We start from the raw sequence: 25998 nt of genomic DNA on the forward strand, positions 1-25998 counted from the left end.
GCGGCGCGGCCCACCCTCAGAGTCGGGGCGGTCAGCCCTCGTAGGGGTGGTATGTGTTGTCGTCCGCGTACTCGTAGATGTTGATCATGCCTTCTGTCGGATCGCCCACCTCATCGAACGTGACCGGGCTGGACACGCCGTCGTAGTCGGCCGTCCCGCCCGCCAGGATGATGTCGGCGCAGTCCGCGAACGTCGTGCACTTCTCGCCCTCGCCGGATCCGCCGGACACCTCCTGCAGGGCTCCCGCGATGTCGTGGGCGTCGGTCGACTGGGTCTGGAGGGCGGCCAGCGCGACGAGATTGACGGCGTCGAACGACTCGGGGCCGTACGTGTAGTCGCGCAGCGGGTCGTCGCCCTCCTCGGCGACGAACTCGTCGAGGGCGTCGACCCACTCCTGCACCTGGTCGGGGGTGGGGCCAGGGTAGGTGCCCTTCGCCCCCTCGAGCGCGCCCGCGTCGAGGTCGCCCGAGTAGTCGGCGAGGTTGCCGTCGACGAAGTAGAGGCTCTCCGCCGGGAACCCCTCCGCGAGCAGGTTCGGGACGATCGTGATCGTCTGATCGAACGCGATGATCGAGATGGCGTCCGGGTCCTGAGCGAGGACCTCCGAGATCTGCGCGTCGAACGTCGTGTCTCCGGGATTGAACGTCGGCGCCGCGACGACCTCGCCGCCCGCCGCCTCGAACGCCTCGGTGATGTACTTGGCGAGCCCCGTGCCGTAGGCGTCGTTCAGCACGATGAGGCCCAGCGTCTGATGCCCCTCCTCGGCGACGAAGTTGCCGTGCACGTCGCCCTGCAGCACGTCGGAGGGAGCGGTGCGGAAGTAGAGCCCGTTGTCGTCGTACGTGGTGAACTCGTCGGACGTGTTGGCGGGGGAGAACAGGATCGTGTCGGACCCGATCACCTCGTCGATGAACTGCAGCGAGACGCCGGATGACGCCGCGCCGATGATCGCGGACGGGTTCAGACCCAGCAGGCGCGGGATCTCGGTCTCGAACGCGCGGTTGGTGAGGTCACCCGAATCGCCCCACTCGACGTCGAGCGTGAGCCCCGTCTCGTCGGCGTACTCGTTGATGAGCGCCTGTGCATAGGCGACGCCCGCCTCCTCCGGCGGGCCGAGGAACGCGAGGTCTCCGGTCTGCGGCAGCGCGGTGCCGACGGTCAGCGCGAGTTCGCCGGCGTCGACGGGATCCGAGGCCCCGTCTCCGCCCGACGTCTCGCCGCCTCCGTCGCTCGAGCAGCCGGAGAGGACCAGCAGGGCGACGCTCGTGATCGCCGCGGTTCCGAGGAGCGTGCGGGGCCGAACCATGATGTTCTCCTGTCCTGCCGCGGCCGGTCGATGTGCTGTGGGGTCCGCGGTTGAGGAGAAGCTACGGCCGCCGTGTTTCGAGGATGTTCCCGTCGCGGCGCCCGGTGCGACAGGAGGTGACGTCTGCGTTAAGACCGCGTGACGCCCGTCCGCCTCCGCCTCCGCCGACGCGCGCCGAGGGACATGTCGAGCACGAGCAGCAGGCAGGCGACCCAGATCATGCAGAAGCCCGCCCAGCGCTCGGGAGGCATCTCCTCGCCCAGCAGGAAGACGCCGACGAGGAACTGCAGGATCGGGGCGACGAACTGCATGAGCCCGACCGTCGTCAGCGACACGCGGTGGGTCGCGGCGGCGAACAGCAGCAGCGGCACCGCCGTCGCGACGCCCGACAGCACGAGCAGCATCGCGTGGATCCCGCCGTGCTGTCCCATCGTGAGGCCGGTCGTCGCCGCGACGATCGCGAGCTGCGCGATCGCGACGGGCGTGAGCCACACCGTCTCCAGGGCGAGGCCGCTGACCGCGTCGACGTCTCCGCCCATCCGCTTCTTCACGAGCCCGTACAGGGCGAACGACGCGGCGAGGATCAGAGACAGCCACGGAACCCGTCCGTAGAACACGACGATCACGACGACCGCCGCGCCGGCGACCCCCACCGCGGCCCACTGCAGCGGGCGCACCTTCTCGTGCAGCACGAGCACCGCGAGCAGCACGGTCGCGATCGGGTTGATGAAGTATCCGAGACTCGCCTCGAGCACGTGGCCCGTCTGCGATGCGACGAGGAACGTCTGCCAGTTGACGTAGATGAGCACCCCCGCGAGCACGGTGCCGAGCAGGAGGCGCCGGGAGCGCAGCACCTGGCGCAGGCGCCCCCACAGCCGCATGGCCGTGATCAGGACGGCGCTCACCGCGAGCGAGAACAGCACGCGCCAGGCGAGCGTCTCCCAGGGACCGCTCGGCGCGAGCGCCACGAAGAACAGGGGCAGGAATCCCCACAGCAGATACGCGCCGAAGCCGAAGGCGAGGCCGGAGGGGCTGGTGCGCGGGGCGACGCCGTCGGGGATCGGCGCGGGGGCGGTGCTCACCGCACCAGCCTAGGACCGGCGGAGGGCGCCGGTGCGCGCCGTCACTCCGCGGGGCGCTCCACCGCGACCCGCTGGCGTGCGAGCTCGTGCGGCCGCTGCGAGGCGACGAACGCCATGAGCTTCTCGCGGACCTCGCAGCGCAGGTTCCAGAGCGCGTCGCCGTCGGCGGCGGTCATCGACGCGCGCAGCTGGGCGACGCCGCCGACCGCGTCGGTCACGACGAGGCCCCAGCTGCGGCGATCCCAGTCGGGCGAGCCGTCGACGATCGTCTCGAGCTCGCGGCGCACGGCCTCGACGTCGATCGTGAAGTCGGCCTCGAGATAGACCGTGCCGGTGAGCTGGGTCTGATTGCGGGTCCAGTTGATGTAGGGCGTGGTCGTGAAGTACGTGGACGGCAGCACGAGCCGGCGATCGTCCCAGATCTGCACGACGACGTAGGTGAGGGTGATCTCCTCGACGGTGCCGAACTGATCGGAGACCTCGACGGTGTCGCCGACCTTGAGCGCGTTCGAGAAGGCGAGCTGCAGGCCCGCGATGAGGTTGCCGAGGGTCGACTGCGCCGCGAGGCCGGCGACGATCGAGGCGACACCCGCCGAGGCGAGCAGCGACGCGCCGAACGTGCGGGCGCCGGGGATCGTCAGCAGCATCGCGGCGATCGTCAGCACCGTGACGAGCGCGATGACGAGGCGCCGGATCATGCGGATCTGCGTGCGCCGACGCCGCAGCGCGAACTCGTCGGCTCCCGCAGACGGGGGCTTCACCATGGCGGCGTCGACGAAGAAGATCAGCACCTTCGCGATGACCCAGCCGAAGACGGCGATGAGCGCGAGCGTGAGGCCGTAGTCGACCGAGGTGGTCAGATCCTCGAAGCCCTCGGGCATGAACGGCGCGAACGTCGCCTTCCAGCCGATGACCGTGAGGAGCCAGAACAGCGGCCTCGTGAACCGTCGCGAGATCGCCTCGAACGCGCGGTGCCTGCGCCCGAGGGAGCGCATGACCCGGCTGAACACCCAGGACACGACGAGGGCGAGCAGCAGCGTCGCCGCGAGGGCGACCGCCACCGCGATCCAGGCGGTCCACACGTTGCCGGAGACGGCGTCGGCGATGTCGGCGATGTCGTCGTCAATCTGTCCCTGCATGGCACCCACCCTAGGGAAGGCGCCCGACAATCCTCTGCGTCATCGATCACTCAGAGGAAATGCGGAACCCCCGGCCGCCGAGAGGCGACCGGGGGCTCCGCGAGCGGGACGAGCGATCAGCGCTCGACGACCGCGAGCACGTCGCGGGCCGAGAGCACGAGGAACTCGTCGGCCCCGAACTTCACCTCGGTGCCGCCGTACTTGCTGTACAGCACGCGGTCGCCGGTCGCGACGTCCAGCGGAACGCGGTTGCCGTTGTCGTCGATGCGGCCGGGGCCCACGGCCACGACCTCGCCCTCCTGGGGCTTCTCCTTGGCGGTGTCGGGGATGACGAGACCGCTGGCAGTGGTCTGCTCAGCCTCGACCTGCTTGATGACGATGCGGTCCTCGAGCGGCTTGATGGAAACCGACACGGTGTACCTCTGCTTTCCTGGACTGACAGAAGACGTAGGTTCTCGCACTCTCGGGGTGAGAGTGCTAATCGGAAGTCTAAGCGCCGAGCTGGCACTCGTGCAACGTGAGTGCCAATTCCGGCGCGGTGCCTACGCTGGGACGATGGAGAACGCCGAGCTCGACGCCCTGCTGACGCCCGAGGCCATGCGGCTGCTCGACGAGCTCGACCCCGTCGAGACCGCCGCAGACGTCGCCCGCTCCGTCTCCCGCCTGCGGGCGGCGGGGCACGGCCCCGACCTCGTCTCCGCGGTCGTCGGCCAGGTGAGGCTGCGGCAGCGCGCCGAGGCGAAGTTCGGTCGCTTCGCGCAGCGCATGCTGTTCACGCGAGCGGGCCTCGAGCAGGCCACGCGCATGAGCGTGTCGGCCCATCACGCGGGGCGGTTCGCCCGGGCCGGCATCGGCCGCGTCGCCGACCTCGGCTGCGGCATCGGAGGCGACGCCCTCGCCTTCGCCTCGCTCGGCCTCGGGGTGCTCGCCGTCGACGCCGACGAGGTCACGGCGGCGCTCGTCGCCTACAACCTCTCGCCGTTCCGCGGCGAGGGGCCCGGCGTCGAGGTGCGGCACGGCCGGGCCGAGCAGACGGACCTCTCGGGCGTCGACGGGGTGTGGCTCGACCCCGCGCGGCGCACGGGCGGGCACGGCGAGACCCGCCGCGTCTCCGCCTCCGACTACGCGCCGCCCCTCGACTGGGCCTTCGCGCTCGCCGCGCGGATGCCGACCGGGATCAAGCTGGGCCCGGCCCACGACCGCGATGCGCTCCCCGGCGACGCGGAGGCGCAGTGGATCAGCGTCGACGGATCCACCGTCGAGCTCGTGCTCTGGAGCGGGCCGCTCGCACGGGAGGGGGTGCGCCGCTCCGCGCTCGTGATCCGCGGCGACCGGGCGCACGAGCTCACGGCCCCGGCCGACGCCGAGGACGAGCCCGTGCGCGCGCTCGGCGCGTTCCTCCACGAGCCGGAGGGCGCCGTGATCCGCGCCCGCCTCGTCGGAGACGTCGCGCGCTCCCTCGGCGCGGGGCCGGTCGCGCCCGGCATCGCCTACCTCGCGGGAGACGCCGAGACGACGAGCCCGTTCGCGCGGTCCTTCCGGGTGCGCGAGGTCCTCCCCGCGGATCCGAAGCCCCTCGCGAAGGCGCTGCGGGAGCGCGGCATCGGCGCGCTCGAGATCAAGAAGCGGGGCGTCGACATCGACCCCGCCGCGCTGCGCCGGAAGCTGAAGCTGCAGGGGCCCGACTCGGCCGTGCTGTTCGTCACCCGCATCGAGGGGCGCCGTGCGGCGATCCTCGCCGACCGGATCGACTGACGCGGGTCGCTCAGCTCGTGCTCTGCTCCGCCCCGAGCGTGCCGAGGTACAGCGCCGTCACCTTCGGGTCGTGCAGCAGCTCCCTGCCCGTCCCCGTGTACGCGTCGCGCCCCTGGTCGAGGACGTAGCCGCGATCGCAGATCTGCAGGCAGCGGCGGGCGTTCTGCTCGACCATGATGCACGTCACCCCTGCCCGGTTGATCTCGCTCACCCGGATGAAGGCCTCGTCCTGACGCACGGGGGAGAGGCCGGCGGAGGGCTCGTCGAGCAGCAGGACCTTCGGGTCGATCATGAGGGCGCGCCCCATCGCGACCATCTGGCGCTCGCCGCCCGACAGCCCGCCTGCCCGCTGCTTCAGGCGCGGGGCGAGATCGGGGAACACTCCGGTGACGAACTCGACCCGCTCCGCGAACATCCTCGGCCTCTGGAAGACGCCCATCTGCAGGTTCTCCTCGATCGTCAGCGACGGGAACACGTTGTTCGTCTGCGGGACGAATCCCACGCCGCGCGCCACGAGCCGGTCGGCCTGGAGGTTCGTGATGTCCTCGCCGTCGAGCGAGATCGACCCGGCACGCACCCGCACCTGTCCGAAGATCGCCTTGAGCAGCGTCGACTTGCCCGCGCCGTTCGGCCCGATGATGCCGATCAGCTCGCCCTCGTCGGCCGTGAGGCTGCAGCCGGAGAGGATGTTCACGCCGGGCAGGTAGCCCGCCGTGATGTCGTCGACGCGCACCACCGTGCGCCTGGTCTCGTCCGCGCTCATCGGGGATCCTCCTCGTCGGCCTCCGCGAGGCCCTCCGCCACCAGCTCATCGGCCGTCGCCTCGGGCGCGTCCGTCGGCTCGACGACGCGGATCCGCCCCGTCACCGATCCCAGGTCGACGTCCTGGTGCGCGCCCAGATACGCGTCGACGACGGCCTTCTCCTTCATGACGTCGTCCGGAGGTCCCTCCGCGACGATGCGCCCCTCGGCCATCACGACGACCCAGTCGGCGATGTGCCGCACCATGTGCATGTCGTGCTCGACGAAGAGCACCGTCATGCCCTCGTCCTTCAGATCGAGGATGTGCTCCAGGAGGCTCTGGGTGAGCGCGGGGTTGACGCCCGCCATCGGCTCGTCGAGCATCACGAGGGCCGGATCCGTCATGAGCGCACGCGCCATCTCGAGCAGCTTGCGCTGACCGCCCGACAGCGAGGCGGCGAAGTCGTCCCTCTTCGCGTCGAGGCGGAAGCGGGCGAGGATCTCTCCGGCCCGCTCCTCGATGTCCGCGTCCTGCGCGCGCCAGAGCGGCCGGACGAGGCTCGCCCAGAACCGCTCGCCCTTCTGCCCCGTCTGTCCCAGCTTCATGTTGTCCATGACGGTGAGGAGGCCGAGGGCCTTCGTCAGCTGGAACGTGCGCACGAGACCGCGGCGGGCGACCTTGTGCGCCGGCACCCGCGCAAGGGAGCGGCCCTCGAATGACCACGTCCCGCTGTCGGGCCGGTCGAACCCCGTCAGCAGGTTGAACAGCGTCGTCTTGCCGGCGCCGTTCGGCCCGATGAGCGCGGTGATGGCGCCGCGCGGGATCTCGAGGTGGTCGACGTCGACGGCGGTCATGCCGCCGAACGAGCGGGTGACGCCGTGGGCGACGAGGATCGGATCCTTCTTCTTCGCGCCGGGGGCGGCGTCGCCGATGTGCAGGCCCGTGGTCTTCGGGCGCGAGACCGGCGAGGTCGCGGGCGCGCTGCGGTCACTGGGCAAAGGTCAGCTCCTTCTTGTCGCCGAGGATCCCCTGCGGACGGAACACGACGATCAGCACCAGGGCGACGCCGATGAGCACGTCCCGCAGCGCGGCGGCTTCCGCGTTGCTGAGGAAGGGGAGGACCCCCGCGCGGCCGAGCTCGGTGAGGAAGACGCCGAGGAACGCGCGGACGAACCAGAAGATCAGCGCGCCGAGAAGCGGGCCGAACACGGTGGCGGCCCCGCCGAGCAGCAGCGCCGTCCAGATGAAGAAGGTCGTCGAGGTCATGAACGAGTTCGGGTTCACGGCGCTCGGCATGACCCAGAGGATGCCTCCGGCCGCGGTGATCACGCCGCCGACGACGAGTGCCTGCATCTTGTACGCGAACACGTTCTTGCCGAGCGCGCGCACCGCGTCCTCGTCCTCGCGGATCCCCTTGAGCACGCGACCCCACGGGCTGCGCGTGAGCAGCAGCACGAGGATCGCGGCCACGGCGATGGTCAGGATCCCGACGATCCGCACCCACCAGCCGTTCTCGTTGTACGTCCACGGACCGAGCCCGTAGGTGCCAGGCGGGATCGGGTTCGCCGCGCGGAACGACGAGTGGAACCCGCTCAGGCCGTCGGCCGATCCCGTCACGTCGTCGAACGCCGTCGTGAGGAAGAGCAGACGCACGATCTCGGCCGCCGCGATCGTCGCGATCGCCAGGTAGTCGCCACGCAGCCGGAGCGTCGGCACACCCAGGAGCAGCGCGTACAGCGCCGCCGCGATGAGCCCGACGAGCGCCCCGGTCCACCAGGGGAGGCCGAAGGTGAGCACCGAGATGGCGTATCCGTAGGCGCCGAGCGCCATGAAGCCGGCGACGCCCATGTTCAGGAGGCCGGCGAACCCGAAGTGCATCGCCAGGCCGAGCGCGGCGAGCGCGTAGGCGAGGGTCGCGGGCGAGAGGAGGGAGGCGAGCGACTGCTCGACGATCTGTCCCCAGTTCATGTTCAGGACCTAGCCAATCCGCTCGCGGCGGCCGAGGATGCCCTGCGGCCGGACCAGGAGGATGAGGATGAGGAGCACGAGCGCGGGCACGTAGCGCAGATCCGAGGGGATCCAGAGGCTCGACGCCTCGACGAGCACGCCGACGATCAGCGACCCGACGAGGGCGCCGTACGCGGTGCCCAGTCCGCCGAGCGTGACCGCGGCGAAGACGAGCAGGAGGATGTGCATCCCCATGTCGAACCGCACGCCCGGGCGGTAGTAGGCGTACAGCACGCCCGCGAGGCCCGCGAGCGCCGAGGCGACGACCCACACGACCCGCACGACGCGGTCGACGTCGATGCCCGTCGCGCTCGCGAGCGCCGGGTTGTCGCTGATCGCGCGGGTGGCCTTGCCGAGCCGGCTGAAGCTCAGCCACAGCGCGAAGGCGACGATGACGACCACGGCGATCGCCATCGACACCATCTCGAGCGGGCTGAGCGACACGGCGCCGAACAGAGGGATGCGCGTCGTCGGCAGCATCGGCGGAAGCTGCAGGGTCGCGCCGCCGATGAAGAACTGGAACGCGTAGCGCATCGCGAGCGAGAGGCCGATCGAGACGATCATCAGCTGCACGACGCCGACCCCTCGCCGCCGCAGGGGCCGCCAGAGGGCGACGTCGAGGGCCAGGCCCAGCGCCCCGGAGATCGCGACGGCGAGCGGGATCCCGATCCACAGCGGGAGGGCGAGGGCGCCCGCCCCGACGAGGCCGGAGGCCGCGACCGCGCCGAAGGTCACCATCTCGGCGTGCGAGAAGTTCGAGAGGCGGGTCGTGCCGTACACGAGCGAGAGCCCCACGGCGGCGAGCCCGAGCATGAGCCCGAAGTTGACGCCCTGGATGACCCGCTGCACGATCTGGTCGACCATCGAGACGGTGCTGCGCTCGCCCTCGCCGATGAAGAAGTTCACGGCGACCCGGCCACCCGCCCCCAGTTCGGCCTCGACCTCGTTGGGCGTCTCGTCCTCGCCGGTGTCGTCGATGACCGCGATGCCCTCGGGCAGGGTCTCCTCGTCGAGGACGACGGAGTAGGTCTCTCCGCGCTCGGGCACCCAGACGCGCCACTGGCCGTTCTCGTCGGTGACCACGGTCTGCTCGCCGCCCGGCCCGTCGATCGACAGCTCGACGCCCTCGAGGGGCTCGCCGTCGAGCTGCACGTTGCCGGAGACGGTGTAGGGGTCGCCCTCGGCGGCGCGGGCGTCCGGGGGAGCGGAGAGCACCGCGAGGGCGACGAGGCACGTCGCGACGAGGGCGAGGAGGATCCCTCTTCCCCTCAGCCCGCGAGGGAGTGCGGCAGGGTCGGACATGATCCTCCATCTGGCGTCAGGCGCCGGCGCTCGCGGCGGCACCGGGCATGCCCAGGAAGGTAGGGGGCCGATGTGACGGGGGCGTTTCCGGAGGGGTCCCGTCGTGCTACGGAGCGCCTCGCGTCGCGGAGCCCGATCCCGGGCGCCCCACCCAGGCGCGCGCCATAGACTGGAGGCCACCCACCCCGCCCACTCGCGCCCGCAGGAGATCCCTTCATGACCGAGAACGACCCCTTCGGCTTCGTCGGACTGACCTACGACGACGTGCTGCTCCTCCCGGGGCACACCGACGTCATCCCCAGCGAGGCCGACACGTCGTCTCAGCTGACCCGTCGGATCCGGGTCGCCATCCCGCTGCTGTCGGCCGCGATGGACACGGTCACCGAGAGCCGCATGGCGATCGCGATCGCCCGCCAGGGCGGCGTCGGCATCCTGCACCGCAACATGCCGATCGCCGACCAGGCCGCCGCGGTCAACCGCGTCAAGCGCAGCGAGTCGGGCATGGTCACCGACCCGATCACGACGACGCCCGACGCGACCCTCGCCGAGGTCGACGCGACGTGCGCCGAGTACCGCATCTCCGGTCTGCCGGTCGTCGACGAGGACGGGCGCCTCGTCGGCATCATCACGAACCGCGACATGCGCTTCATCTCCGAGAAGGACAAGGCCGCGACCCTCGTGCGCGACGCGATGACGAAGGACGGCCTCGTCACCGGCTACCCGGGGATCCCCGCCGCCGAGGTCATCGAGCTGTTCGCGGAGCACCGCGTCGAGAAGCTGCCGCTCGTGGGCGACGACGGCCGCCTCGAGGGGCTCATCACCATCAAGGACTTCGACAAGAGCGAGCAGTACCCGCTCGCCACGAAGGACGACCAGGGTCGGCTGCGCGTGGGCGCCGCGATCGGCTTCTTCGGCGACGCGTGGGAGCGCGCGGAGGCGCTGCGCGACGCGGGCGTCGACCTCATCGTCGTCGACACCGCCAACGGCCAGTCGCAGGGCGTCGTCGACATCGTGAGCCGCCTCAAGGGCGACGCGTCGTTCGACCACATCGACATCGTCGGCGGAAACATCGCGACCCGCGAGGGCGCGCAGGCGCTCGTCGACGCGGGCGTCGACGCCGTCAAGGTCGGCGTGGGGCCGGGATCCATCTGCACCACGCGCGTGGTGGCGGGCGTCGGGGTGCCCCAGGTCACGGCGATCTACGAGGCCTCCCTCGTCTGCCGCGCGGCGGGCGTCCCCCTCATCGCCGACGGCGGCCTGCAGTACTCGGGCGACATCGCGAAGGCGCTCGTGGCGGGTGCCGACACCGTGATGCTCGGCTCGCTGCTCGCGGGCACCGACGAGTCGCCCGGAGAGCTCGTCTTCCAGAACGGCAAGCAGTTCAAGCAGTACCGCGGCATGGGCTCGCTCGGCGCGATGCAGACGCGCGGCAAGCAGACGTCGTACTCGAAGGACCGCTACTTCCAGGCCGACGTGCCGAGCGACGACAAGCTGATCCCCGAGGGCATCGAGGGCCAGGTGCCCTACCGCGGCCCCGTCTCGGCCGTCGCCTACCAGCTGACGGGCGGCCTGCGCCAGTCGATGTTCTACGTCGGCGCGCGCACGATCGACGAGCTGAAGTCGCGCGGCAGGTTCGTGCGGATCACGCCCGCGGGTCTCAAGGAATCGCACCCGCACGACGTGCAGATCGTCGTCGAGGCGCCGAACTACACGCGCTGACGCGCGCCCGACCGCCAGACGACGAGGAAGAAGAAGCAGTGAGCATGGAGATCGAGCTCGGCAGCGGCAAGCGCGGCCGGCGTGCGTACACGTTCGACGACATCGCGGTGGTGCCCACGCGGCGCACCCGCAGCGCCGAGGACGTCTCGACGACCTGGTCGATCGACGCGTTCACCTTCGACACCCCCGTGATCGGGGCGCCGATGGACTCCGTCGTCAGTCCGGCGACCGCGATCTCCCTCGGGCGGATGGGCGCGCTCGGCGTGCTCGACCTCGAGGGCCTGTGGACCCGCTACGAGGATCCGGAGCCGATCCTCGAGGAGATCGCCTCGCTGCCCGCCGAGTCGGCGACCCAGCGCATGCAGGCGCTCTACGCCGAGCCGATCAAGGCGGAGCTCATCACGCAGCGCATCGCGGAGATCCGCGATGCGGGCGTCGTCACGGCCGGCGCGCTCTCTCCGCAGCGCACCCAGGAGTTCTACGAGACGGTCGTGAACGCGGGCGTCGACCTCTTCGTGATCCGCGGCAACACCGTCTCGGCCGAGCACGTGTCGAGCCAGGCCGAGCCGCTCAACCTCAAGCAGTTCATCTACGACCTCGACGTGCCCGTCATCGTGGGCGGCGCCGGCACGCATCGCGCGGCCCTGCACCTCATGCGCACGGGGGCGGCGGGCGTGCTCGTCGGCTTCGGCGGCGGAGCGGCCTCGACGACCCGCGCCGCGCTCGGCGTGCACACCCCGATGGCGACCGCCGTGGCCGACGTCGCGGGCGCGCGCCGCGCCTACCTCGAGGAGTCGGACGGCCGCTACGTGCACGTCATCGCCGACGGGGGCATCGGCACCTCGGGCGACCTCGTCAAGGCGATCGCCATGGGCGCCGACGCCGTCATGCTCGGCGTCTCCCTCGCCCGCGCCACCGACGCGCCGGGCCGAGGCTGCCACTGGGGCGCCGAGGCGCACCACCCGACGCTTCCCCGCGGACGCCGCGTGAACGTCGACCAGGTCGCGACGATGCAGGAGATCCTCTCCGGCCCCGCCTCGACGACCGACGGCACGACCAACCTCATCGGCGCCCTTCGCAAGTCGATGGCGACCACCGGCTACTCCGACCTCAAGGAGTTCCAGCGCGTCGACGTGGTCGTGACCCCGTACGAATGACCTCTCCCGACGTCGACCTGCCGCAGCAGGGGTTCCCGCCGACGCTGCGCGAGGTGATGCTGCGACCGCGCTGGATCGCCCTGCTCGCGCTCTGCCTCGTCGTCGCCGGCGTCTTCTCGGTGCTGCTGCAGTGGCAGCTGTCGCGGTCGTTCGACACCGACGGGGTGCCGGAGGGCGTCACCGAGGAGGTGCGTCCGCTCGACGAGGTCGTCGAGCCGGGTGACTATCTCGACGGTCCGTACGTCGGCCAGCGCGTCACGACGGCGGGATCCTGGGATCCCGACGACTTCGTGCTCGTGACGGATCGCTACAACGACGGCGCGGAGGGCTTCTGGGTGACGGGGCGCTTCGTCACGGGCGATGGCGCATCGCTCGCGGTCGCCCTCGGCTGGACGGCCGACCGCGACGACGCCGAGCGCGCGATGGCGGATCTCGCCGCGGCCGCGGATGGCGACGAGACCCCGCTGACGGGCCGCCTCATCTCCGACGAGGGGCCGCGCCCGCCCGAGGGCGACGACGTCTTCGCCGTCGAGCGGATGTCCCCGGCGGCGCTCCTCAGCCACTGGACGGGCGTCGACGGCCCGGTCTACCGGCAGTTCGTCACCTCAGACGACCCGACGGGCGGCATCGCCGACGCCGGGCTCGACGCGATCGCCTCGCCGGCTCCGCCGTCGGAGGGCACGATCAACTGGCTGAACCTCTTCTACGCGGTCGAGTGGGCGATCTTCGCGGGCTTCTCCTTCTACCTCTGGTACCGCCTCGCGCGCGACGCGTGGGAGAAGGAGGTCGACGCCTTCCACGGCGTCGCCGCGGACGAGGACGACCTCGACGACGAGCTCTGAGCCGCGCTCGCGACGCACGGATCCCCCAGAATCCGCCCCGTAGACTGGATCCATGCCACAGCCCCGGATCGCGACGTTCCCCCAGATCCGTCGGGCGCTGCGTCTGTACCAGGTCACGAGCGTCGTGACCGGCGTCGGACTGCTGCTGCTCGTCGCCGAGATGATCCTGAAGTACGGCTTCCATCTCGAGCTGTTCATGAACGACTCGCAGGGCTTCCTCGCGTGGCGCGACGTGGTGATGCAGGGCGAGCACCTCGAATCGACGGGAGACGGCCTCAACCTGTCGCTGTTCGTGCTCATCGCGCACGGCTGGTTCTACGTGGTGTACCTGTTCGCGTGCTTCCGCGTGTGGAGCCTCATGCGCTGGCCGTTCTGGCGCTTCCTGCTGCTCGCGGGCGGCGGCGTCATCCCGTTCCTGTCGTTCTTCATGGAGTACTTCGTGGCGCGCGACGTCAAGCGATACCTCGCCGAGCGGGAGAGGCGGGCCGCAGAGAAGCGGGCCGCGAAGGCCGCCGCCGAGGCAGCAGAGATCCCTTCCGCCGATCCCACTCAGGAGGCCGCTCGATGAGCTCCGACACCGCCCAGCGACCGGTTCTGGTCGTCGACTTCGGCGCGCAGTACGCCCAGCTGATCGCACGACGCGTGCGCGAGGCCGGCGTGTACAGCGAGCTCGTGCCGCACAGCATCACGGCCGCCGAGATCGAGGAGAAGAACCCGGTCGGGATCATCATGTCGGGCGGCCCGTCGTCGGTGTACGCCGAGGGCGCCCCGACGTTCGACCCCGAGATCTTCCGGCTCGGCGTCCCGACGCTCGGCATCTGCTACGGCTTCCAGGTGATGGCTCAGGCGCTCGGCGGCGAGGTCGCCAACACCGGGCTGCGCGAGTACGGCGCCACCGACACGACGCTGTCGCGCCCCGACCACGTGCTGCTCGAGGGCACGCCCGCCGCGCAGAGCGTGTGGATGAGCCACGGAGACTCGGTCTCCCGCGCCCCCGAGGGCTTCGAGGTGCTCGCGACGACCGCGTCGACGCCCGTCGCCGCGTTCGCGAACCCCGACGCGGGACTCTACGGCGTGCAGTGGCACCCCGAGGTCAAGCACTCGGCTCACGGCCAGCGCATCATCGAGAACTTCCTGCACCGCGCGGCGGGGCTCCCCGCCGACTGGAACAGCGGATCCGTCATCGAGGAGCAGGTCGCGCGCATCCGCGAGCAGGTCGGCTCGGCCCGCGTCATCTCGGCGCTGTCCGGCGGCGTCGACTCGGCCGTCTCGACGGCCCTGGTGCACCGCGCCATCGGCGACCAGCTCACGGCCGTGTTCGTCGATCACGGGCTGCTCCGCAAGGGCGAGCGCGAGCAGGTCGAGAAGGACTACGTCGAGTCGACGGGCGTGAACCTCATCACGGTCGACGCGGCCGACACGTTCCTCGGGCACCTGGCGGGCGTCACCGACCCGGAGGAGAAGCGCAAGATCATCGGACGCGAGTTCATCCGCGCGTTCGAGAAGGTCCAGCGCGACCTCGTCGAGGAGGCGAAGGCCGAGGGCGAGAAGGTGCGCTTTCTCGTGCAGGGAACGCTGTACCCCGACGTCGTCGAGTCGGGCGGCGGCTCCGGCACCGCGAACATCAAGAGCCACCACAACGTCGGCGGCCTGCCCGACGACCTCGACTTCGAGCTCATCGAGCCGCTGCGCGCCCTGTTCAAGGACGAGGTGCGCGAGATCGGCCGCGAGCTCGGCATTCCCGAGGCGATCGTCGGCCGCCAGCCGTTCCCCGGCCCCGGTCTCGGGATCCGCATCATCGGCGAGGTGACGCGCGATCGCCTCGACGTGCTGCGCGAGGCCGACGCGATCGCCCGCGAGGAGCTCAGCGCCGCGGGGCTCGACGCGCAGATCTGGCAGTGCCCCGTCGTGCTCCTCGCCGACGTGCGCAGCGTGGGCGTGCAGGGCGACGGCCGCACCTACGGACACCCGATCGTGCTGCGACCCGTCTCGAGCGAGGACGCGATGACGGCCGACTGGACCCGCCTGCCCTACGAGGTGCTCGCCCGCATCTCGAACCGCATCACCAACGAGGTGCAGGAGGTCAACAGGGTCGTTCTCGACGTCACCTCGAAGCCCCCCGCCACCATCGAGTGGGAGTGACGAAGGAGCTCCCTCTCGCGAAGGGTGCTGTGTGGCCCGTGACCGCGCCAGCGGGCGCGGCGGAGTGACGAAGGAGCTCCCTCTCGCGAAGGGTGCTGTGTGGCCCGTGACCGCGCCAGCGGGCGCGGGGGAGTGACTCGCATCGCCTGACGAGGGCCCGGTCGCATCGCGCGGCCGGGCCCTCGCTCGCTTCCGCGCGGATCCGTCAGGTCGTGACGGGCGCCTTGATCTCGCCGAGGACGAACGCCTGGATCGCGAGGGCGGCGGCGCCGCGCGCCCACTCGACGCCGCCCTCTTCGGCGAGCACGATCGGAGGGGTGGTCGCCTCGGCCGCGCGCAGGGAGGCCAGGGAGCGTCGCATCGTCTCCTCGCCGATCTCCGCGATCCGGGCTCCCTCGCCCGCGATGACGATCCGGCGGGGGAGGGTGAGGTTGCAGATCGCGGCGAGGAGCACGCCGAGTCCGCGCGCTGCCTCGTCGATGATCGCCCGCGCTGGGGGGTCGCCGGCGGCGGCGAGATCGAGCGCCTCCTCGAACGGCACGGGCGACCCGGCGGCATCGCCGAGCCGGCGGGAGATGGCCTCGGCGTTGAGCAGCGCGGCCGCGCATCCGCGGTGACCTCGATCGCAGAGCGGGCCGGCGGGGTCCATCGGCCAGTGCCCGACGAGTCCGATCCCGTGCTCCTCGCTCACGATCGGGGTGCCGTCGACGACCAGGCCGAAGCCCGTGCCGACCCCGAGGGTGACGACGGCGAATCGGTCGTCGTCGCGTCCGGACCCGAACCAGTCCTCGTAGCGACAGAGTGCGATGACGTCGTTCTCGACCAGCGTGGCGGTCTGGGTCGCGTGTTCGACGAGGCGGGCGAGAGGCACGTCCCGCCAGCCGAGGAAGCTCGCCGAGGAGACGAGGCGACGTTCGCGGACGGCTCCGCCCAGGCCCACGCCGATCGCGGTGATCTCCCGGTCGGACGCGAGGTCGGCAGTGAGCATCGCGATGAGACGCACGACGGCGTCGGGCGAGGGGCTGTCGAGGGCGCGTGCGCGCACGTCGACGACGTCGCCGCGCAGGTCGGTGAGCGCCGCGATGAGGCGGCTCTCGCTCAGCTTGATGCCGATGAATCGGTGCGCGGAGGCGTCGACGTCGAGCAGGCGGGTGGGTCGTCCGACTCGCTTGTCGCTGCGCTCGCCCGCGTCGATGAGGATGCCGCGTTCGATCAGCGCGGCGCTGAGTCTGCTGAGCGAGGCGTGCGAGAGACCGAGGGCTCGACCGACGTCTGCGCGGGAGAGCGGTCCGTGGCGGAGGACCTCGAGGGCGACCGGAAGCGTCGCTCCGGTCTCGTCCCCCCAGGGGGGAGGGGAAGCAGGGGGCATCTCGGCTCCTTCCACGACGGATCCGGCGGCGCTCCGACATCTGGAGCGTAGCAACGGGGCGTTGACTCTCAATTATGTGTGATGTAAACATAATTGCGTTCGGCCCCGCTGGGGCGGCCGGATGAGCACCTGGAGACGACGACGTCCTGAAAGGAACCACGACATGAACCGAACAGCCCGGAGAGGCGGCAGCCTCGCCGTCATGTTCGCGCTCGCCTGCTCTCTGCTCGCGGGAGGTGCGGGAGCCGCGGCATCCGAGGCGCCGGGATCCGAGGCGGCGACGACCTGGGATCACGAGAACGCCGTGGCGACGACGGGCGCGGTCGCCGACGATGAGGTGCGCCGGTCGCCTTTCTACGAGATGTCGGTCCGCCCGGACGGAGGCGAGCCGCAGAGCTCGTTCGTCTACATGAGCACACCCCGGTCGGGGAAGGACAAGGCCGGATACGACGACGAGGACGGCGCGGAGTACGCGGCGGACGCCGAGCTGACGATGAGCTGGTCGAGCTTCGAGTACTCCGAGGACGTCTGGGTCGAGGTCTCCCTGCTGGCGGATCAGCCCCTCGGCTCCGCCGACGACGTCACGATCCGGCCGACCGACCTCGCGCTGGAGAAGGAGCTCGTCGACGAGCAGACCGTGCGGATCCGCGTTCCGCACACCGAGGAGGGGCTCCGGTTCTCGGTCGAGTTCGATCCCCAGCTGATCACCGCCTACAACGACATGAGCGGCGCGAGCGGGGCGCTCACGACCGATCCCGACGCCGGCCGGGCGGTGCACACCGAGCCCCAGAACGCGATGCTGGTCTTCGCGAATCCCGCGCTGGAGGGCGACGCCGCGACGCAGCTGATCCCGACGGAGGACGACGGGTCGATCCACCGTCCGGAGCCGGGGCTGGTGGATGACCTCGACGAGGTGTCCGAGGAGATCATCGTCTTCGAGCCGGGGGCGTACTACATGGGATCGGATCATCACGCGCTGCTCCCCGAGAACGTGCGCTGGGTCTATCTCGCCCCGGGCGCGCATGTGAAGGGCGCCTTCCGATTCGTGCACGAGACCCAGGAGGACTTCCGTGTGACGGGACGCGGCGTGCTCTCTGGCGAGCAGTACGTCTACGAGGCCGACACGGCCAACGGCTACCAGCGCAGCGTCACGGACAACTGCCACACCACGTGCGTGAAGATGCTGCAGTTCGAGTCCTCGGACCAGCCGCAGACCCTCGGCATCGAGGGGATCACGATCAGCGATCCGCCCTATCACTCGTTCGTCGTCTACGCGCACGAAGACGATGTCGAGATCCCGGTGCAGGACTTCCGCATGGATGTCTCGAACTACAAGCAGGTCGGAAGCTGGTACTGGCAGACTGACGGCATCGAGCTCTATCCGGGCGGTCGAATGAGCGACACGTTCTTCCACGCGAACGATGACGTCCTGAAGATGTACCACAGCGACGTCGAGATCGACGGCACCGTCATCTGGAAGAACGAGAACGGCCCCGTGTTCCAGTGGGGGTGGACTCCCCGCGAGGTGGACGGGGTGCGTGTGAGCGACACCGACGTCATCCACAACCGGATGGCTTGGAAGGACGTCAAGAAGAACACCTGCGTGTTCAACTCGTCGACGCACTGGGAGGATCCCGACGCCGTCGACCGCGCGGATCCGTCGATGACGGTGAAGAACATGACCTTCCGCGACACTCGCGTCGAGGGAGCCGTCAACTGCGCGCTGCGGATCTTCGCGCTCTCGGCGACCGAGAACATCGAGATCGACGGGTTCGAGATCGAGGAGTGGAACGACCTCGATCCGTCGTCGCAGGTGAGCCTGCTCACAGCTCATGAGGACGGAAACGGGGAGCGCGTCCGGCTCGGAGACGAGATGAGCGACGGCGACGGGATCCTGCTGCACGACTACTCCGTGTCGGGCGTTCCGATCATCAAAGCAGGAGACCAGTGGGCAGACGACGAGCCGGGGCGACTGGGCTTCGACGCCGTGGCTTGGGAGAGCTGGAACGCCACCGCCACGGGACAGCCGACCGGCGCGCTCCCGCTGCTGACGCTCGACGGGATCGAGGATGGCGGGATCGTCCCGTCGCGGGATCTCACGGTGCGGGGGACGACCGACGGGGAATCGATCTCGGTGCGCGTCGGCGGCGAGAGCGTCGAGACCCGGCTCGCTGCCGACGGATCCTTCGCAGCGGACCTGAGGCTCCCGGATATCGAGAACCGCGTGGTCGTCACGGCCACCGGAGAGAACGGGGTGAAGACCGTCGAGCGGCTCCGCCTGACGGCGCTTGGTACGCTCGTCGGCTCTCTCGACGATCCGGTCGGCGACGACGACGGCCCGGGGAGCTACACCTATCCGTCGGACGGCGCCTTCAACCCGGGAAGCTTCGACCTCACCCGGTTCGAGGTCTTCGAAGACGGCGATGTCGTGAGGTTCGTCGTGTCGACGGACGGGGAGATCCGCAACCCCTGGGGAGGCGACGGGATGAGCACCCAGCGCGTCAGCGTCCACGTGGGCGGCGGAGAGAGCTCGGGACCGGTCTCCCTGCTCCCCGGAACCAACACGTTCGCGGACGGCGCGTGGACCCACGCGGTTGTCGCGGACGGGCGTCAGCAGGACGGCCGTTTCGGCGCGGGCGTGTATGACGCCGATCACGAGCGCGTCGGGGACGTCGACCTGGAGGTCTCACCGGCGGGGCGCGTCGTCGCCTCGGTGTCCGCAGAGGTCTTCGCGGGCGTCGATCTCGCAGAGGCGGGCTATCAGGTGTCGATGTTCAGCGCAGCGGAGGAGTCGGAGGGCGTCGGAGGGGTCCGTCCCGTCTACAGCGCCGAGTGCGCGGCCGGCGTCGGGTGCCCGGAGTTCGTGGGAGCCTATCGGTTCGGGGGCGGAGCAGGGGACTGGACGGACGCCGTCGAGGCGGTCGACACCGACACGGCCGACTCGAACGCGATCGATATCATCAGCGGACCGTACGATCAGGGGGTGCTGATGGACTGGACGCGCGGCCCCGTGGTCCTTCCCTATCTCTCCCTCGTGCCCGTCGAGGAGACGGAAGAAGAGGAGGCGGAAGAGGACGGCGCGGACGGGAGCGGCGCAGAGGACGTGCCACCCCCGGCGCCCGACGACAGCGGGGACGCCGAAGCGGCGGAGCAGGGTGGCGAGGCAGCGGATGACGAGGGCGGAGATCTCGCTCCGACGGCCGGCACGCCGATGCTCGGATTCGCGGTCGTGCTGCTGATGGCTGCCGGAGCGGCGATCCTTCTCGCCGCTCGTCGGAGAGCCTGAGGCGCAGCCGGCGCCGCGCGGGGCGATCAACGCCGCGTGGCTCCCTGCCTCCGCGGGAGCGCCCCGTTCCGACGCCGGCATCGGAACGGGTGCGCTCCCGCGGGGGCGGCCGCACGGATCCGTCAGGTCGCGTCCCAGAGCGCCCGGTAGAAGGCGATGCGCTCGGCGTCGGGCGCGACGCCGTAGGCCTCCCAGAAGACGCCCTCGTCGTACGCGTCGTAGTTCCAGCCCAGCGACAGCGTCACGACCGCGAGATCGGCCCACCGGTCGGCGACGCCGAGGCGCGCGACGTCGACGTGCCCCGCGAAGCGGCCGTCGTCGTCGATCAGCGTGTTCGGCGCGCAGGCGTCGCCGTGGCAGACGACGAGGCGGTCGATCTCCGGCGCGTCCCGCAGCGGGTCCGGCACGCGGATGCCCTCCCGGGCGGCGGCCTCCACGCGGGTCGGCACGTCCCACCGCCAGGGGCAGTCGCGGACAGGCAGGTCGTGCAGCGCGCGCAGCCCGGCCCCGAGGGCCCGCAGCGCCTCGGCGGGGCGGGCGCGCCAGACGGGATCCACCGCAGAGCGCGCGGGGAGGGACCGGGTCGCGAGCAGATCGCCGTCCGCGGCCCTGCGGAGGGCGACGACCTCGGGGGCCGGGTGGCGGGCGGAGAGCCAGGTGAGTCGCTCGCATTCGTCGGCGAGCGACTCGGGAGAGCCGGCGGGGTCCCACTTGACGTGCATCGGATCGGGGCCGCCCGTGCGCCCCGTGAGGCCGCCGACCTCGTTCTGCCAGACGAGCGTCACGGGCCCGCCCGCGAACTCCCGCATCGCCGCGGGAACGGGGGTGTCGGGGGAGGGGAGGCCGGCGGGCATGCGGTCGAGCCTAACGGCGGGACGCCTGCAGGATCAGCGGTGCCGCTCCCGCGCGGCCTTGAGCCGGTCGTCTCTCACCGCGGAGCGCACCGCGGTGTAGATGATGAACCAGAGGATGAGGAGATTCACGCCGATCAGCGCGAGCGTGACGATGATGCTGACCGCGAGATTCTGCTGCAAGAGATCCATGTCGCCGAGCGCAGCTGCGGGTGGCCCGGCCCGCGGTTCGCGATCGTCTCGCGCTCCTGCTTCCTGCCCCGGTTCCGTTCTGGGCGGATCCGCCCCGGGCGGATCCCGGCCTCCGCGACGCGGCCGCGGCGCACGCTGGGAGCATGACAGACGAACAGGCCCTCCCTCCGCGCTTCGACGATCGCGCGCGCCGCGAGCTGCTGCACCAGAGGGCGCTCGTGCTCGACGGCGTGCTCGACGACGACAACGGCGCCCTCCTCATGACCCAGCTCATCCAGCTCGCCGCGGACGATCCCCGCGACGACATCGCCCTCTGGATCCACTCGCCGGGCGGATCCGTTCCCGCGATGCTCGCGATCCGCGACCTCATGCGGCTCGTCCCCTGCGACGTGGCGACCCTCGACCTCGGGATGGCGTGCAGCGCCGGGCAGTTCCTGCTCTCCGCCGGCGCGGCGGGCAAGCGCCGGGCGCTTCCGCACGCGAAGGTGCTGCTGCACCAGGGGTCGTCGGGCATCGGCGGCACCGCGGTCGACGTCGAGATGCAGGCCGACGACCTGCGTCGCATGCGCGACACCGTGCTCGGGATCATCGCCGACGACACCGGCCAGCCGCGTGAACGCGTCTTCGAGGACTCGCTGCGCGACCACTGGTTCACGGCGGAGGAGGCGCTCGACTACGGCTTCATCGACGCGATCGCCACAGACCTCGACGAGCTCCTGCCGCGGCACAGGCGCCGCACGGGCCTCGCCGGGGAGGCGGCGCGATGAGCGGCTACCCGATCCCGAACGTCATCGCCCGCGACGCGCGAGGCGAACGGATCCTCGACGTCTTCTCGCACCTCCTCAGCGAACGCGTCGTGTACGTCGGCACCGCGATCGACGCGGGCGTCGCGAACGCGCTCATCGGCCAGCTGCTGCACCTCGACGCGGAGAGCCCCGAGCGCGACATCCAGCTCTACGTGAACTGCGAGGGCGGCGACCCGGCCGCCGCGCTCGCGGTGTACGACACGATGCGCTTCGTGCGGGCCGACGTCGCGACGACGTGCGTGGGACAGGCGGTCGGCGTCGGGGCGATGCTGCTCGCCGCGGGAGCCCGCGGAAAGCGCGGCGTGCTGCCGCACGCGCGGATCGTGCTGCATCAGCCCGCCGCGCAGAGCAGGGGCCCGATCCCCGACCTCATCGTGACGGCCGACGAGCTCGTGCGCGTGCGGGGCGAGCTCGAGCGGGTGCTCGCGGAGCACACGACGCAGACCGTCGAGACGCTCAGACGCGAGACCGACCGCGATCGCGTGCTGCCCGCGGCCGATGCCGTCGCCTTCGGGCTGGCGGATCGGGTGCTGGCGGGTCGCGAGGGCGTCACGCCGCGAGCATGAGCGCGCCCGGGGGAGGAGAGGCCGGCGCTCCTCCCTCCGCGGGCGCCGCCTCGCGCAGGTCGTCGGCGACGCCGGAGGAGAGCTCGAGCAGCGACGATCCGAGAGCCCCGAGCACCGCGGCGAGGATCTCGCTCGACGGCTCCTTGAGGCCCCGCTCGACCTCGGACAGGTACTGCACCGAGATCCCCGCGCGCCGGGCGACGTCCGAGAGGCGCTCGCCGCGGCGGAACCTCATGCGGCGCAGGCGGACCCCCACGAGGTGCCGCCACAGCGGATCCGTCGGGCGCGCGGGCAGGGGGAGGAGCTCGGCCATGGCCTCACGCTATGCGCCGGGCGGCGCGAGCGCAGGCCGTTCCGCTGAGGGCAGAAGCCCCGTGCCTCACGCCGTGAGGATCGGGATCCTGCCCAGAGTGCGCACGGCGACGCCCTCCGCCTCGATCGCGGCGCGACCGGGCCCCTCCTCCTCGAGCAGGAAGCCCGCCCCGACGATCTCGGCGCCCGCCTCGCGCAGCAGCCGGAGGGAGGCGAGCGCGGATCCGCCCGTCGAGATGACGTCGTCGATGAACAGCGTGCGCCTGCCCGCGACGGCGCCGAGCCGGCGGCGATCGAGCAGCAGACGCTGGCTGCCGTGGCTGGTGATCGACGACAGGTCGGCCGCGAGCGCGTCGCCGAGATGCACCTTGTTCGACTTCTGGAGCACGAGGTAGTCGTCGATGCCGAGCGCGCGGGCCACCTCGATCGCGACGGGGATGCCGAGGGTCGCCGCCGTCGCGACCGCCTCGATCCCTTCGTCGCGGAACAGGTCGGCGAGCTCGCGACCGGCCGTCTCGATGAACGCGACGCCGTGGTCGATCGTCATGAGCAGGCAGATGGCCTTCTCGGGCGGATCGCCGAGCGGGATGACGGGCAGCGCGACGGTCTGCGATCCGATCTGCGCGTCGTACGAGGCGGGGAAGGTCATGCGGCGGGCTCCTCCAGGTCGAGCTCGGCGTCGGGCTGACGGCGTCCGAGCAGCGGGCGGATGACGAGGTTGACGAGCGGGTGCAGCACGATGAGCATCACCGTGCTCATCATCATGGGGCTCGTGATGATGCCGGAGATCGTCGGCGACATCTGCGCGACGATCTCGGCGGGCATGGCCTGCAGACCCACCGGCACGATGAAGCACACGGCGGCGACCACGAGGTTCAGGTCGTCCCACCGCACGTTGCCGAGCTGCTGCACGCCCGCGAACGTGATGACGCCGAACAGGATGGTCGCGGCGGCGGAGAGCGCCGGACCGGGCAGGCTCGCGATGAACAGCGCGAACTGCGGCAGGAACGCGAGCACGACGGCGAAGATCCCGGCCGCGATCGTCACGCGCCGCGAGGCGACGCCGCTGACGCGCAGGATCCCCGAGTTCTCCGGATAGGAGGTGGAGCCGATGCCGCCGAACAGGCCGCCCACCGCGGATCCGAGGAACTCGACGAACAGGCCGCGGTTCGCGCGGTTCACGTCGATCCGCTGGCCCGACCACTTCCCGAGCAGCGCGTACACGCCCATCGACTCGCCCGCGGCCTGCAGGAACCCGACCATCATGATCGGCACGGCGCCCCAGGCGAAGCCCAGGCCGAACGGCGCGAACTCGGGCAGGCCGACGAACGAGAACGCCGACAGGTCGGGCAGCGTCCACGCCCCGAGAGCGGCGGCGGTGAGGGTGCCGGCGACGACGCCGATGAGGATCGCCATGCGCTTGACGATCGTGCGGCCGCCGAAGATCATGCAGGCCGCCACGGCCGTCGCGGCCACCACCGCGACGACGACGCTCGCCCAGACGCCGTGGTCGCCCATGGCCTGGAACCAGCCGGAGACGCCCACCGAGGCGAGCTGCGCGCCGAGGACGAGGAACATCGTCCCGAACACGAGCGGGTTCGCGATGAACTTCGCGACGTGGCCGTAGACGCCGAGCTTGAACAGCGGGAAGGCGAGGATGAGCGACAGGGCGCCGGCGACGACCATGGATCCGAACGCCACGTCGATGCCGTACGCGCCGCCCGTCGTGATGAGAGCGACGAGCAGCGCCGCCGTCGGCCCCTGCACGATCGGCAGACGCAGGATGCGCGACGACGAGAGGATCGTGACGAGCCCGGTCAGCAGGAAGCAGCCCTGGATGATCTTCGCGACGTCCTCCGTCGCGAGGCCCACGGCGGCGCCGAGGCTCGTGGGGAACACCCAGAGCCCGGTGAGGGCGAGCAGGTGCTGCAGCCCGTAGACGGCGCTGCGATGCGGGGCGACCGGGTCGTCGAACCCGATCGCGAAGGTCGTTCGGGTGGGGGGTGCAGCGGGCACGCCGGAGCCTCTCTCGGAGCGTCGGGGAACATCCTCACGTTACGCCCGTCGGGCGCGCCGGGGAAATGCGCCGGAGGCGAGAGGATGGATCCATGACGACGCACGAGTACAGCTTCCGGGGTCTGCGCCTCCGCGACCACACCGTCACCGTCCCGCTCGACTGGGCGGATCCGCAGGGCGGCCGCACGATCGAGGTCTTCGCGCGCGAGGTGGCGAGGCCGGGTAACGAGGACGCGCCGATCCTGCTGTTCCTGCAGGGCGGCCCGGGCGGAAAGGGGCCGCGGCCCGAGCCCGCGGGCGGCTGGATCGGCGAGGCGCTCGAGACGCACCGCGTGCTGCTGCTCGACCAGCGCGGCACCGGGCGATCGACCCGCATCGAGGCGTCGACGATCGCGGGCCTCGGCGCCGAGGAGGCGGCCGAGCACATCCGCTGCTTCCGCGCCGAGCAGATCGTCGCCGACGCCGAGCACATCCGCCGCGAGGTGTTCGGCGGGGTGCGCTGGCAGACGCTCGGCCAGAGCTACGGCGGGTTCCTCACCCTCACCTACCTCTCCTTCGCGCCCGACGCCCTCGAGGCGAGCTACGTGACGGGCGGCGTCACCTCCGTGGATCCCGACGTCGACGGCCTCTATCGCAACACGCTCGCGCGCGTGAGGAGGAAGACGGCGGAGTTCCACCGCCGCTACCCGCAGGACACCGAGACGCTCGCGACGATCGTCGACCTCGTCGAGAACGAGGACGTGCGGCTGCCGAGCGGGGACCGGCTCACGTCCCGTCGCCTGCAGACCCTCGGCATCGACTTCGGGATGGGGCCGGGCATGGAGCGCGTGCACTGGCTGCTCGACGAGGCGCTGCTGCCCTCGGGCCGGCTGAGCGAGGCGTTCCTCGACGCCGTCGACCAGCGCACCCAGTACTACGGCGGCCCCCTCTACGCCGTGCTGCAGGAGGAGATCTACGCCGACGGGAGGGGAGCGACCCGCTGGGCGGCGCACCGCATGCGCGAGGAGCTCGGCGGCTTCGACGCGGCCGAGGAGGTCGCGGCCGGACGCCCCTTCCCGTTCACGGGCGAGATGTTCTTCCCCTGGCAGTTCGACGAGATCGCGTCGCTGCGCCCGTTCCGCGACGCCGCGATGGCGCTGCACGAGCGCGAGGACCACCCGGATCTGTACGACCGCGACCGCCTCGCCCGCAACGAGGTGCCCGTGGCGGCCGCGATGTACCACGACGACATGTTCGTGCCGGTCGACATCGCGATCGAGACGGCCGACCGCGTGCCGAATATGCACCTGTGGATCACGAACGAGTACGAGCACGACGGCCTGCGGCAGGATCCGCGGATCGTGCGCCGCCTCATCGACCGCGTGGTGGAGGAGGGCGGCCCGCGCCGCTGATCCGCTCGCGGAACGA

The 25998-nt window shown here is 71.1% G+C and carries 24 protein-coding genes; 10 read left to right on the plus strand and 14 right to left on the minus strand.

Going from position 1 to position 25998, the window contains the following annotated elements:
* Positions 1-31: 31 nt before the first annotated feature.
* The 4 genes from NHL53_RS13445 to groES all read right to left on the minus strand — a co-directional run bounded on the left by NHL53_RS13445 (position 32) and on the right by groES (position 3940).
* On the minus strand, positions 32-1306 hold the full coding sequence (locus NHL53_RS13445; RefSeq protein ID WP_433777390.1) for an ABC transporter substrate-binding protein: 1275 nt from the start codon (positions 1304-1306) through the stop codon (positions 32-34).
* A 128-nt stretch (positions 1307-1434) separates the two neighbouring features.
* The gene (gene rarD / locus NHL53_RS13450; protein ID WP_433777391.1) at positions 1435-2388 is read right to left on the minus strand and encodes an EamA family transporter RarD; all 954 of its coding nucleotides are present in this window, start codon (positions 2386-2388) and stop codon (positions 1435-1437) included.
* Positions 2389-2429: 41 nt separating this feature from the next.
* Complete coding sequence (locus NHL53_RS13455) at positions 2430-3527, minus strand: mechanosensitive ion channel family protein (RefSeq protein ID WP_433777392.1); 1098 nt, start codon at positions 3525-3527, stop codon at positions 2430-2432.
* 116 nt (positions 3528-3643) lie between these two features.
* Positions 3644-3940, minus strand: coding sequence for a co-chaperone GroES (groES, locus tag NHL53_RS13460; RefSeq protein WP_433777393.1), 297 nt, complete (start codon positions 3938-3940; stop codon positions 3644-3646).
* A gap of 142 nt (positions 3941-4082) precedes the next feature.
* On the opposite strand from groES, the gene NHL53_RS13465 reads away from it, so the two are divergent.
* The gene (locus NHL53_RS13465) at positions 4083-5282 is read left to right on the plus strand and encodes a class I SAM-dependent methyltransferase (RefSeq protein ID WP_433777394.1); all 1200 of its coding nucleotides are present in this window, start codon (positions 4083-4085) and stop codon (positions 5280-5282) included.
* Between the two features lie 10 nt (positions 5283-5292).
* Here NHL53_RS13465 and NHL53_RS13470 read toward each other — a convergent pair whose 3' ends face one another.
* The 4 genes from NHL53_RS13470 to NHL53_RS13485 are packed head-to-tail and all read right to left on the minus strand — an operon-like array spanning position 5293 to position 9333.
* Positions 5293-6045 (minus strand): ABC transporter ATP-binding protein, encoded by a 753-nt coding sequence (locus tag NHL53_RS13470; RefSeq protein ID WP_433777395.1) that lies wholly within the window; start codon positions 6043-6045, stop codon positions 5293-5295.
* The gene (locus NHL53_RS13475) at positions 6042-6962 is read right to left on the minus strand and encodes an ABC transporter ATP-binding protein (protein WP_433777429.1); all 921 of its coding nucleotides are present in this window, start codon (positions 6960-6962) and stop codon (positions 6042-6044) included. The genes NHL53_RS13470 and NHL53_RS13475 overlap by 4 nt, the downstream gene beginning before the upstream one ends.
* Positions 6963-7011: 49 nt before the next feature.
* Positions 7012-7992: a branched-chain amino acid ABC transporter permease gene (locus NHL53_RS13480; protein ID WP_433777396.1), complete on the minus strand. Its 981-nt coding sequence runs from the start codon at positions 7990-7992 to the stop codon at positions 7012-7014.
* Positions 7993-8001: 9 nt separating this feature from the next.
* The gene (locus NHL53_RS13485; protein ID WP_433777397.1) at positions 8002-9333 is read right to left on the minus strand and encodes an ABC transporter permease subunit; all 1332 of its coding nucleotides are present in this window, start codon (positions 9331-9333) and stop codon (positions 8002-8004) included.
* A 216-nt stretch (positions 9334-9549) separates the two neighbouring features.
* On the opposite strand from NHL53_RS13485, the gene guaB reads away from it, so the two are divergent.
* From guaB to guaA, 5 genes are read left to right on the plus strand one after another with little or no spacing between them, the layout of a single operon-like run.
* Complete coding sequence (guaB, locus tag NHL53_RS13490) at positions 9550-11052, plus strand: IMP dehydrogenase (RefSeq protein WP_433777398.1); 1503 nt, start codon at positions 9550-9552, stop codon at positions 11050-11052.
* 44 nt (positions 11053-11096) lie between these two features.
* On the plus strand, positions 11097-12209 hold the full coding sequence (locus NHL53_RS13495; protein ID WP_433777430.1) for a GuaB3 family IMP dehydrogenase-related protein: 1113 nt from the start codon (positions 11097-11099) through the stop codon (positions 12207-12209).
* Positions 12206-13051: an SURF1 family protein gene (locus NHL53_RS13500; RefSeq protein WP_433777400.1), complete on the plus strand. Its 846-nt coding sequence runs from the start codon at positions 12206-12208 to the stop codon at positions 13049-13051. Before NHL53_RS13495 ends, NHL53_RS13500 begins: the two co-directional genes overlap by 4 nt.
* A gap of 52 nt (positions 13052-13103) precedes the next feature.
* The gene (locus tag NHL53_RS13505; protein ID WP_433777401.1) at positions 13104-13619 is read left to right on the plus strand and encodes a DUF3817 domain-containing protein; all 516 of its coding nucleotides are present in this window, start codon (positions 13104-13106) and stop codon (positions 13617-13619) included.
* Positions 13616-15193, plus strand: a complete 1578-nt coding sequence (gene guaA / locus NHL53_RS13510; protein ID WP_433777402.1) for a glutamine-hydrolyzing GMP synthase — start codon at positions 13616-13618, stop codon at positions 15191-15193. Before NHL53_RS13505 ends, guaA begins: the two co-directional genes overlap by 4 nt.
* A gap of 205 nt (positions 15194-15398) precedes the next feature.
* Here guaA and NHL53_RS13515 read toward each other — a convergent pair whose 3' ends face one another.
* Positions 15399-16562, minus strand: a complete 1164-nt coding sequence (locus NHL53_RS13515; RefSeq protein ID WP_433777404.1) for an ROK family transcriptional regulator — start codon at positions 16560-16562, stop codon at positions 15399-15401.
* 163 nt (positions 16563-16725) lie between these two features.
* Here NHL53_RS13515 and NHL53_RS13520 point away from each other — a divergent pair, with 163 nt between their 5' ends.
* Positions 16726-19848 (plus strand): glucodextranase DOMON-like domain-containing protein, encoded by a 3123-nt coding sequence (locus tag NHL53_RS13520; protein ID WP_433777405.1) that lies wholly within the window; start codon positions 16726-16728, stop codon positions 19846-19848.
* Positions 19849-19970: 122 nt separating this feature from the next.
* On the opposite strand, the gene NHL53_RS13525 is transcribed toward NHL53_RS13520, so the two are convergent.
* Both NHL53_RS13525 and NHL53_RS13530 read right to left on the minus strand, forming a co-directional pair.
* Positions 19971-20702 (minus strand): phosphotransferase, encoded by a 732-nt coding sequence (locus tag NHL53_RS13525; RefSeq protein WP_433777407.1) that lies wholly within the window; start codon positions 20700-20702, stop codon positions 19971-19973.
* A gap of 33 nt (positions 20703-20735) precedes the next feature.
* Entirely contained in the window at positions 20736-20891 is a 156-nt protein-coding gene (locus NHL53_RS13530) for a hypothetical protein (RefSeq protein WP_433777408.1), read from the minus strand.
* 143 nt (positions 20892-21034) lie between these two features.
* On the opposite strand from NHL53_RS13530, the gene NHL53_RS13535 reads away from it, so the two are divergent.
* Positions 21035-21658 (plus strand): ClpP family protease, encoded by a 624-nt coding sequence (locus NHL53_RS13535; protein WP_433777409.1) that lies wholly within the window; start codon positions 21035-21037, stop codon positions 21656-21658.
* Positions 21655-22263 carry a ClpP family protease gene (locus NHL53_RS13540; protein WP_433777410.1) on the plus strand — a complete coding sequence of 203 codons (609 nt, stop codon included), beginning with the start codon at positions 21655-21657 and terminating at the stop codon, positions 22261-22263. Before NHL53_RS13535 ends, NHL53_RS13540 begins: the two co-directional genes overlap by 4 nt.
* On the opposite strand, the gene NHL53_RS13545 is transcribed toward NHL53_RS13540, so the two are convergent.
* The 3 genes from NHL53_RS13545 to NHL53_RS13555 all read right to left on the minus strand — a co-directional run bounded on the left by NHL53_RS13545 (position 22247) and on the right by NHL53_RS13555 (position 24591).
* Positions 22247-22576 (minus strand): helix-turn-helix domain-containing protein, encoded by a 330-nt coding sequence (locus NHL53_RS13545; protein ID WP_433777412.1) that lies wholly within the window; start codon positions 22574-22576, stop codon positions 22247-22249. The genes NHL53_RS13540 and NHL53_RS13545 overlap by 17 nt on opposite strands.
* 66 nt (positions 22577-22642) lie before the next feature.
* Positions 22643-23224 carry a phosphoribosyltransferase family protein gene (locus NHL53_RS13550; RefSeq protein ID WP_433777413.1) on the minus strand — a complete coding sequence of 194 codons (582 nt, stop codon included), beginning with the start codon at positions 23222-23224 and terminating at the stop codon, positions 22643-22645.
* A complete protein-coding gene (locus tag NHL53_RS13555) occupies positions 23221-24591 on the minus strand; it encodes a uracil-xanthine permease family protein (RefSeq protein ID WP_433777414.1) in 1371 nt (456 codons plus the stop codon). The genes NHL53_RS13550 and NHL53_RS13555 overlap by 4 nt, the downstream gene beginning before the upstream one ends.
* Before the next feature lie 92 nt (positions 24592-24683).
* On the opposite strand from NHL53_RS13555, the gene NHL53_RS13560 reads away from it, so the two are divergent.
* On the plus strand, positions 24684-25982 hold the full coding sequence (locus NHL53_RS13560; protein ID WP_433777416.1) for an alpha/beta fold hydrolase: 1299 nt from the start codon (positions 24684-24686) through the stop codon (positions 25980-25982).
* Positions 25983-25998: the final 16 nt, after the last annotated feature.

The sequence above is a fragment of the Microbacterium sp. gxy059 genome, assembly GCF_050958665.1.
In the GTDB taxonomy this organism is placed as follows: Bacteria; Actinomycetota; Actinomycetes; order Actinomycetales; family Microbacteriaceae; genus Microbacterium.

What these genes read in the sequence shown, in the direction of transcription:
- NHL53_RS13445 (WP_433777390.1), bottom strand. Translation starts at nt 1,306, where the DNA reads ATGGTTCGGCCCCGCACGCTCCTCGGAACCGCGGCGATCACGAGCGTC.
- NHL53_RS13455 (WP_433777392.1), bottom strand. Translation starts at nt 3,527, where the DNA reads ATGCAGGGACAGATTGACGACGACATCGCCGACATCGCCGACGCCGTC.
- NHL53_RS13465 (WP_433777394.1), top strand. Translation starts at nt 4,083, where the DNA reads ATGGAGAACGCCGAGCTCGACGCCCTGCTGACGCCCGAGGCCATGCGG.
- NHL53_RS13470 (WP_433777395.1), bottom strand. Translation starts at nt 6,045, where the DNA reads ATGAGCGCGGACGAGACCAGGCGCACGGTGGTGCGCGTCGACGACATC.
- NHL53_RS13480 (WP_433777396.1), bottom strand. Translation starts at nt 7,992, where the DNA reads ATGAACTGGGGACAGATCGTCGAGCAGTCGCTCGCCTCCCTCCTCTCG.
- NHL53_RS13485 (WP_433777397.1), bottom strand. Translation starts at nt 9,333, where the DNA reads ATGTCCGACCCTGCCGCACTCCCTCGCGGGCTGAGGGGAAGAGGGATC.
- guaB (WP_433777398.1), top strand. Translation starts at nt 9,550, where the DNA reads ATGACCGAGAACGACCCCTTCGGCTTCGTCGGACTGACCTACGACGAC.
- NHL53_RS13495 (WP_433777430.1), top strand. Translation starts at nt 11,097, where the DNA reads ATGGAGATCGAGCTCGGCAGCGGCAAGCGCGGCCGGCGTGCGTACACG.
- NHL53_RS13500 (WP_433777400.1), top strand. Translation starts at nt 12,206, where the DNA reads ATGACCTCTCCCGACGTCGACCTGCCGCAGCAGGGGTTCCCGCCGACG.
- NHL53_RS13505 (WP_433777401.1), top strand. Translation starts at nt 13,104, where the DNA reads ATGCCACAGCCCCGGATCGCGACGTTCCCCCAGATCCGTCGGGCGCTG.
- guaA (WP_433777402.1), top strand. Translation starts at nt 13,616, where the DNA reads ATGAGCTCCGACACCGCCCAGCGACCGGTTCTGGTCGTCGACTTCGGC.
- NHL53_RS13515 (WP_433777404.1), bottom strand. Translation starts at nt 16,562, where the DNA reads ATGCCCCCTGCTTCCCCTCCCCCCTGGGGGGACGAGACCGGAGCGACG.
- NHL53_RS13520 (WP_433777405.1), top strand. Translation starts at nt 16,726, where the DNA reads ATGAACCGAACAGCCCGGAGAGGCGGCAGCCTCGCCGTCATGTTCGCG.
- NHL53_RS13525 (WP_433777407.1), bottom strand. Translation starts at nt 20,702, where the DNA reads ATGCCCGCCGGCCTCCCCTCCCCCGACACCCCCGTTCCCGCGGCGATG.
- NHL53_RS13530 (WP_433777408.1), bottom strand. Translation starts at nt 20,891, where the DNA reads ATGGATCTCTTGCAGCAGAATCTCGCGGTCAGCATCATCGTCACGCTC.
- NHL53_RS13535 (WP_433777409.1), top strand. Translation starts at nt 21,035, where the DNA reads ATGACAGACGAACAGGCCCTCCCTCCGCGCTTCGACGATCGCGCGCGC.
- NHL53_RS13540 (WP_433777410.1), top strand. Translation starts at nt 21,655, where the DNA reads ATGAGCGGCTACCCGATCCCGAACGTCATCGCCCGCGACGCGCGAGGC.
- NHL53_RS13545 (WP_433777412.1), bottom strand. Translation starts at nt 22,576, where the DNA reads ATGGCCGAGCTCCTCCCCCTGCCCGCGCGCCCGACGGATCCGCTGTGG.
- NHL53_RS13550 (WP_433777413.1), bottom strand. Translation starts at nt 23,224, where the DNA reads ATGACCTTCCCCGCCTCGTACGACGCGCAGATCGGATCGCAGACCGTC.
- NHL53_RS13560 (WP_433777416.1), top strand. Translation starts at nt 24,684, where the DNA reads ATGACGACGCACGAGTACAGCTTCCGGGGTCTGCGCCTCCGCGACCAC.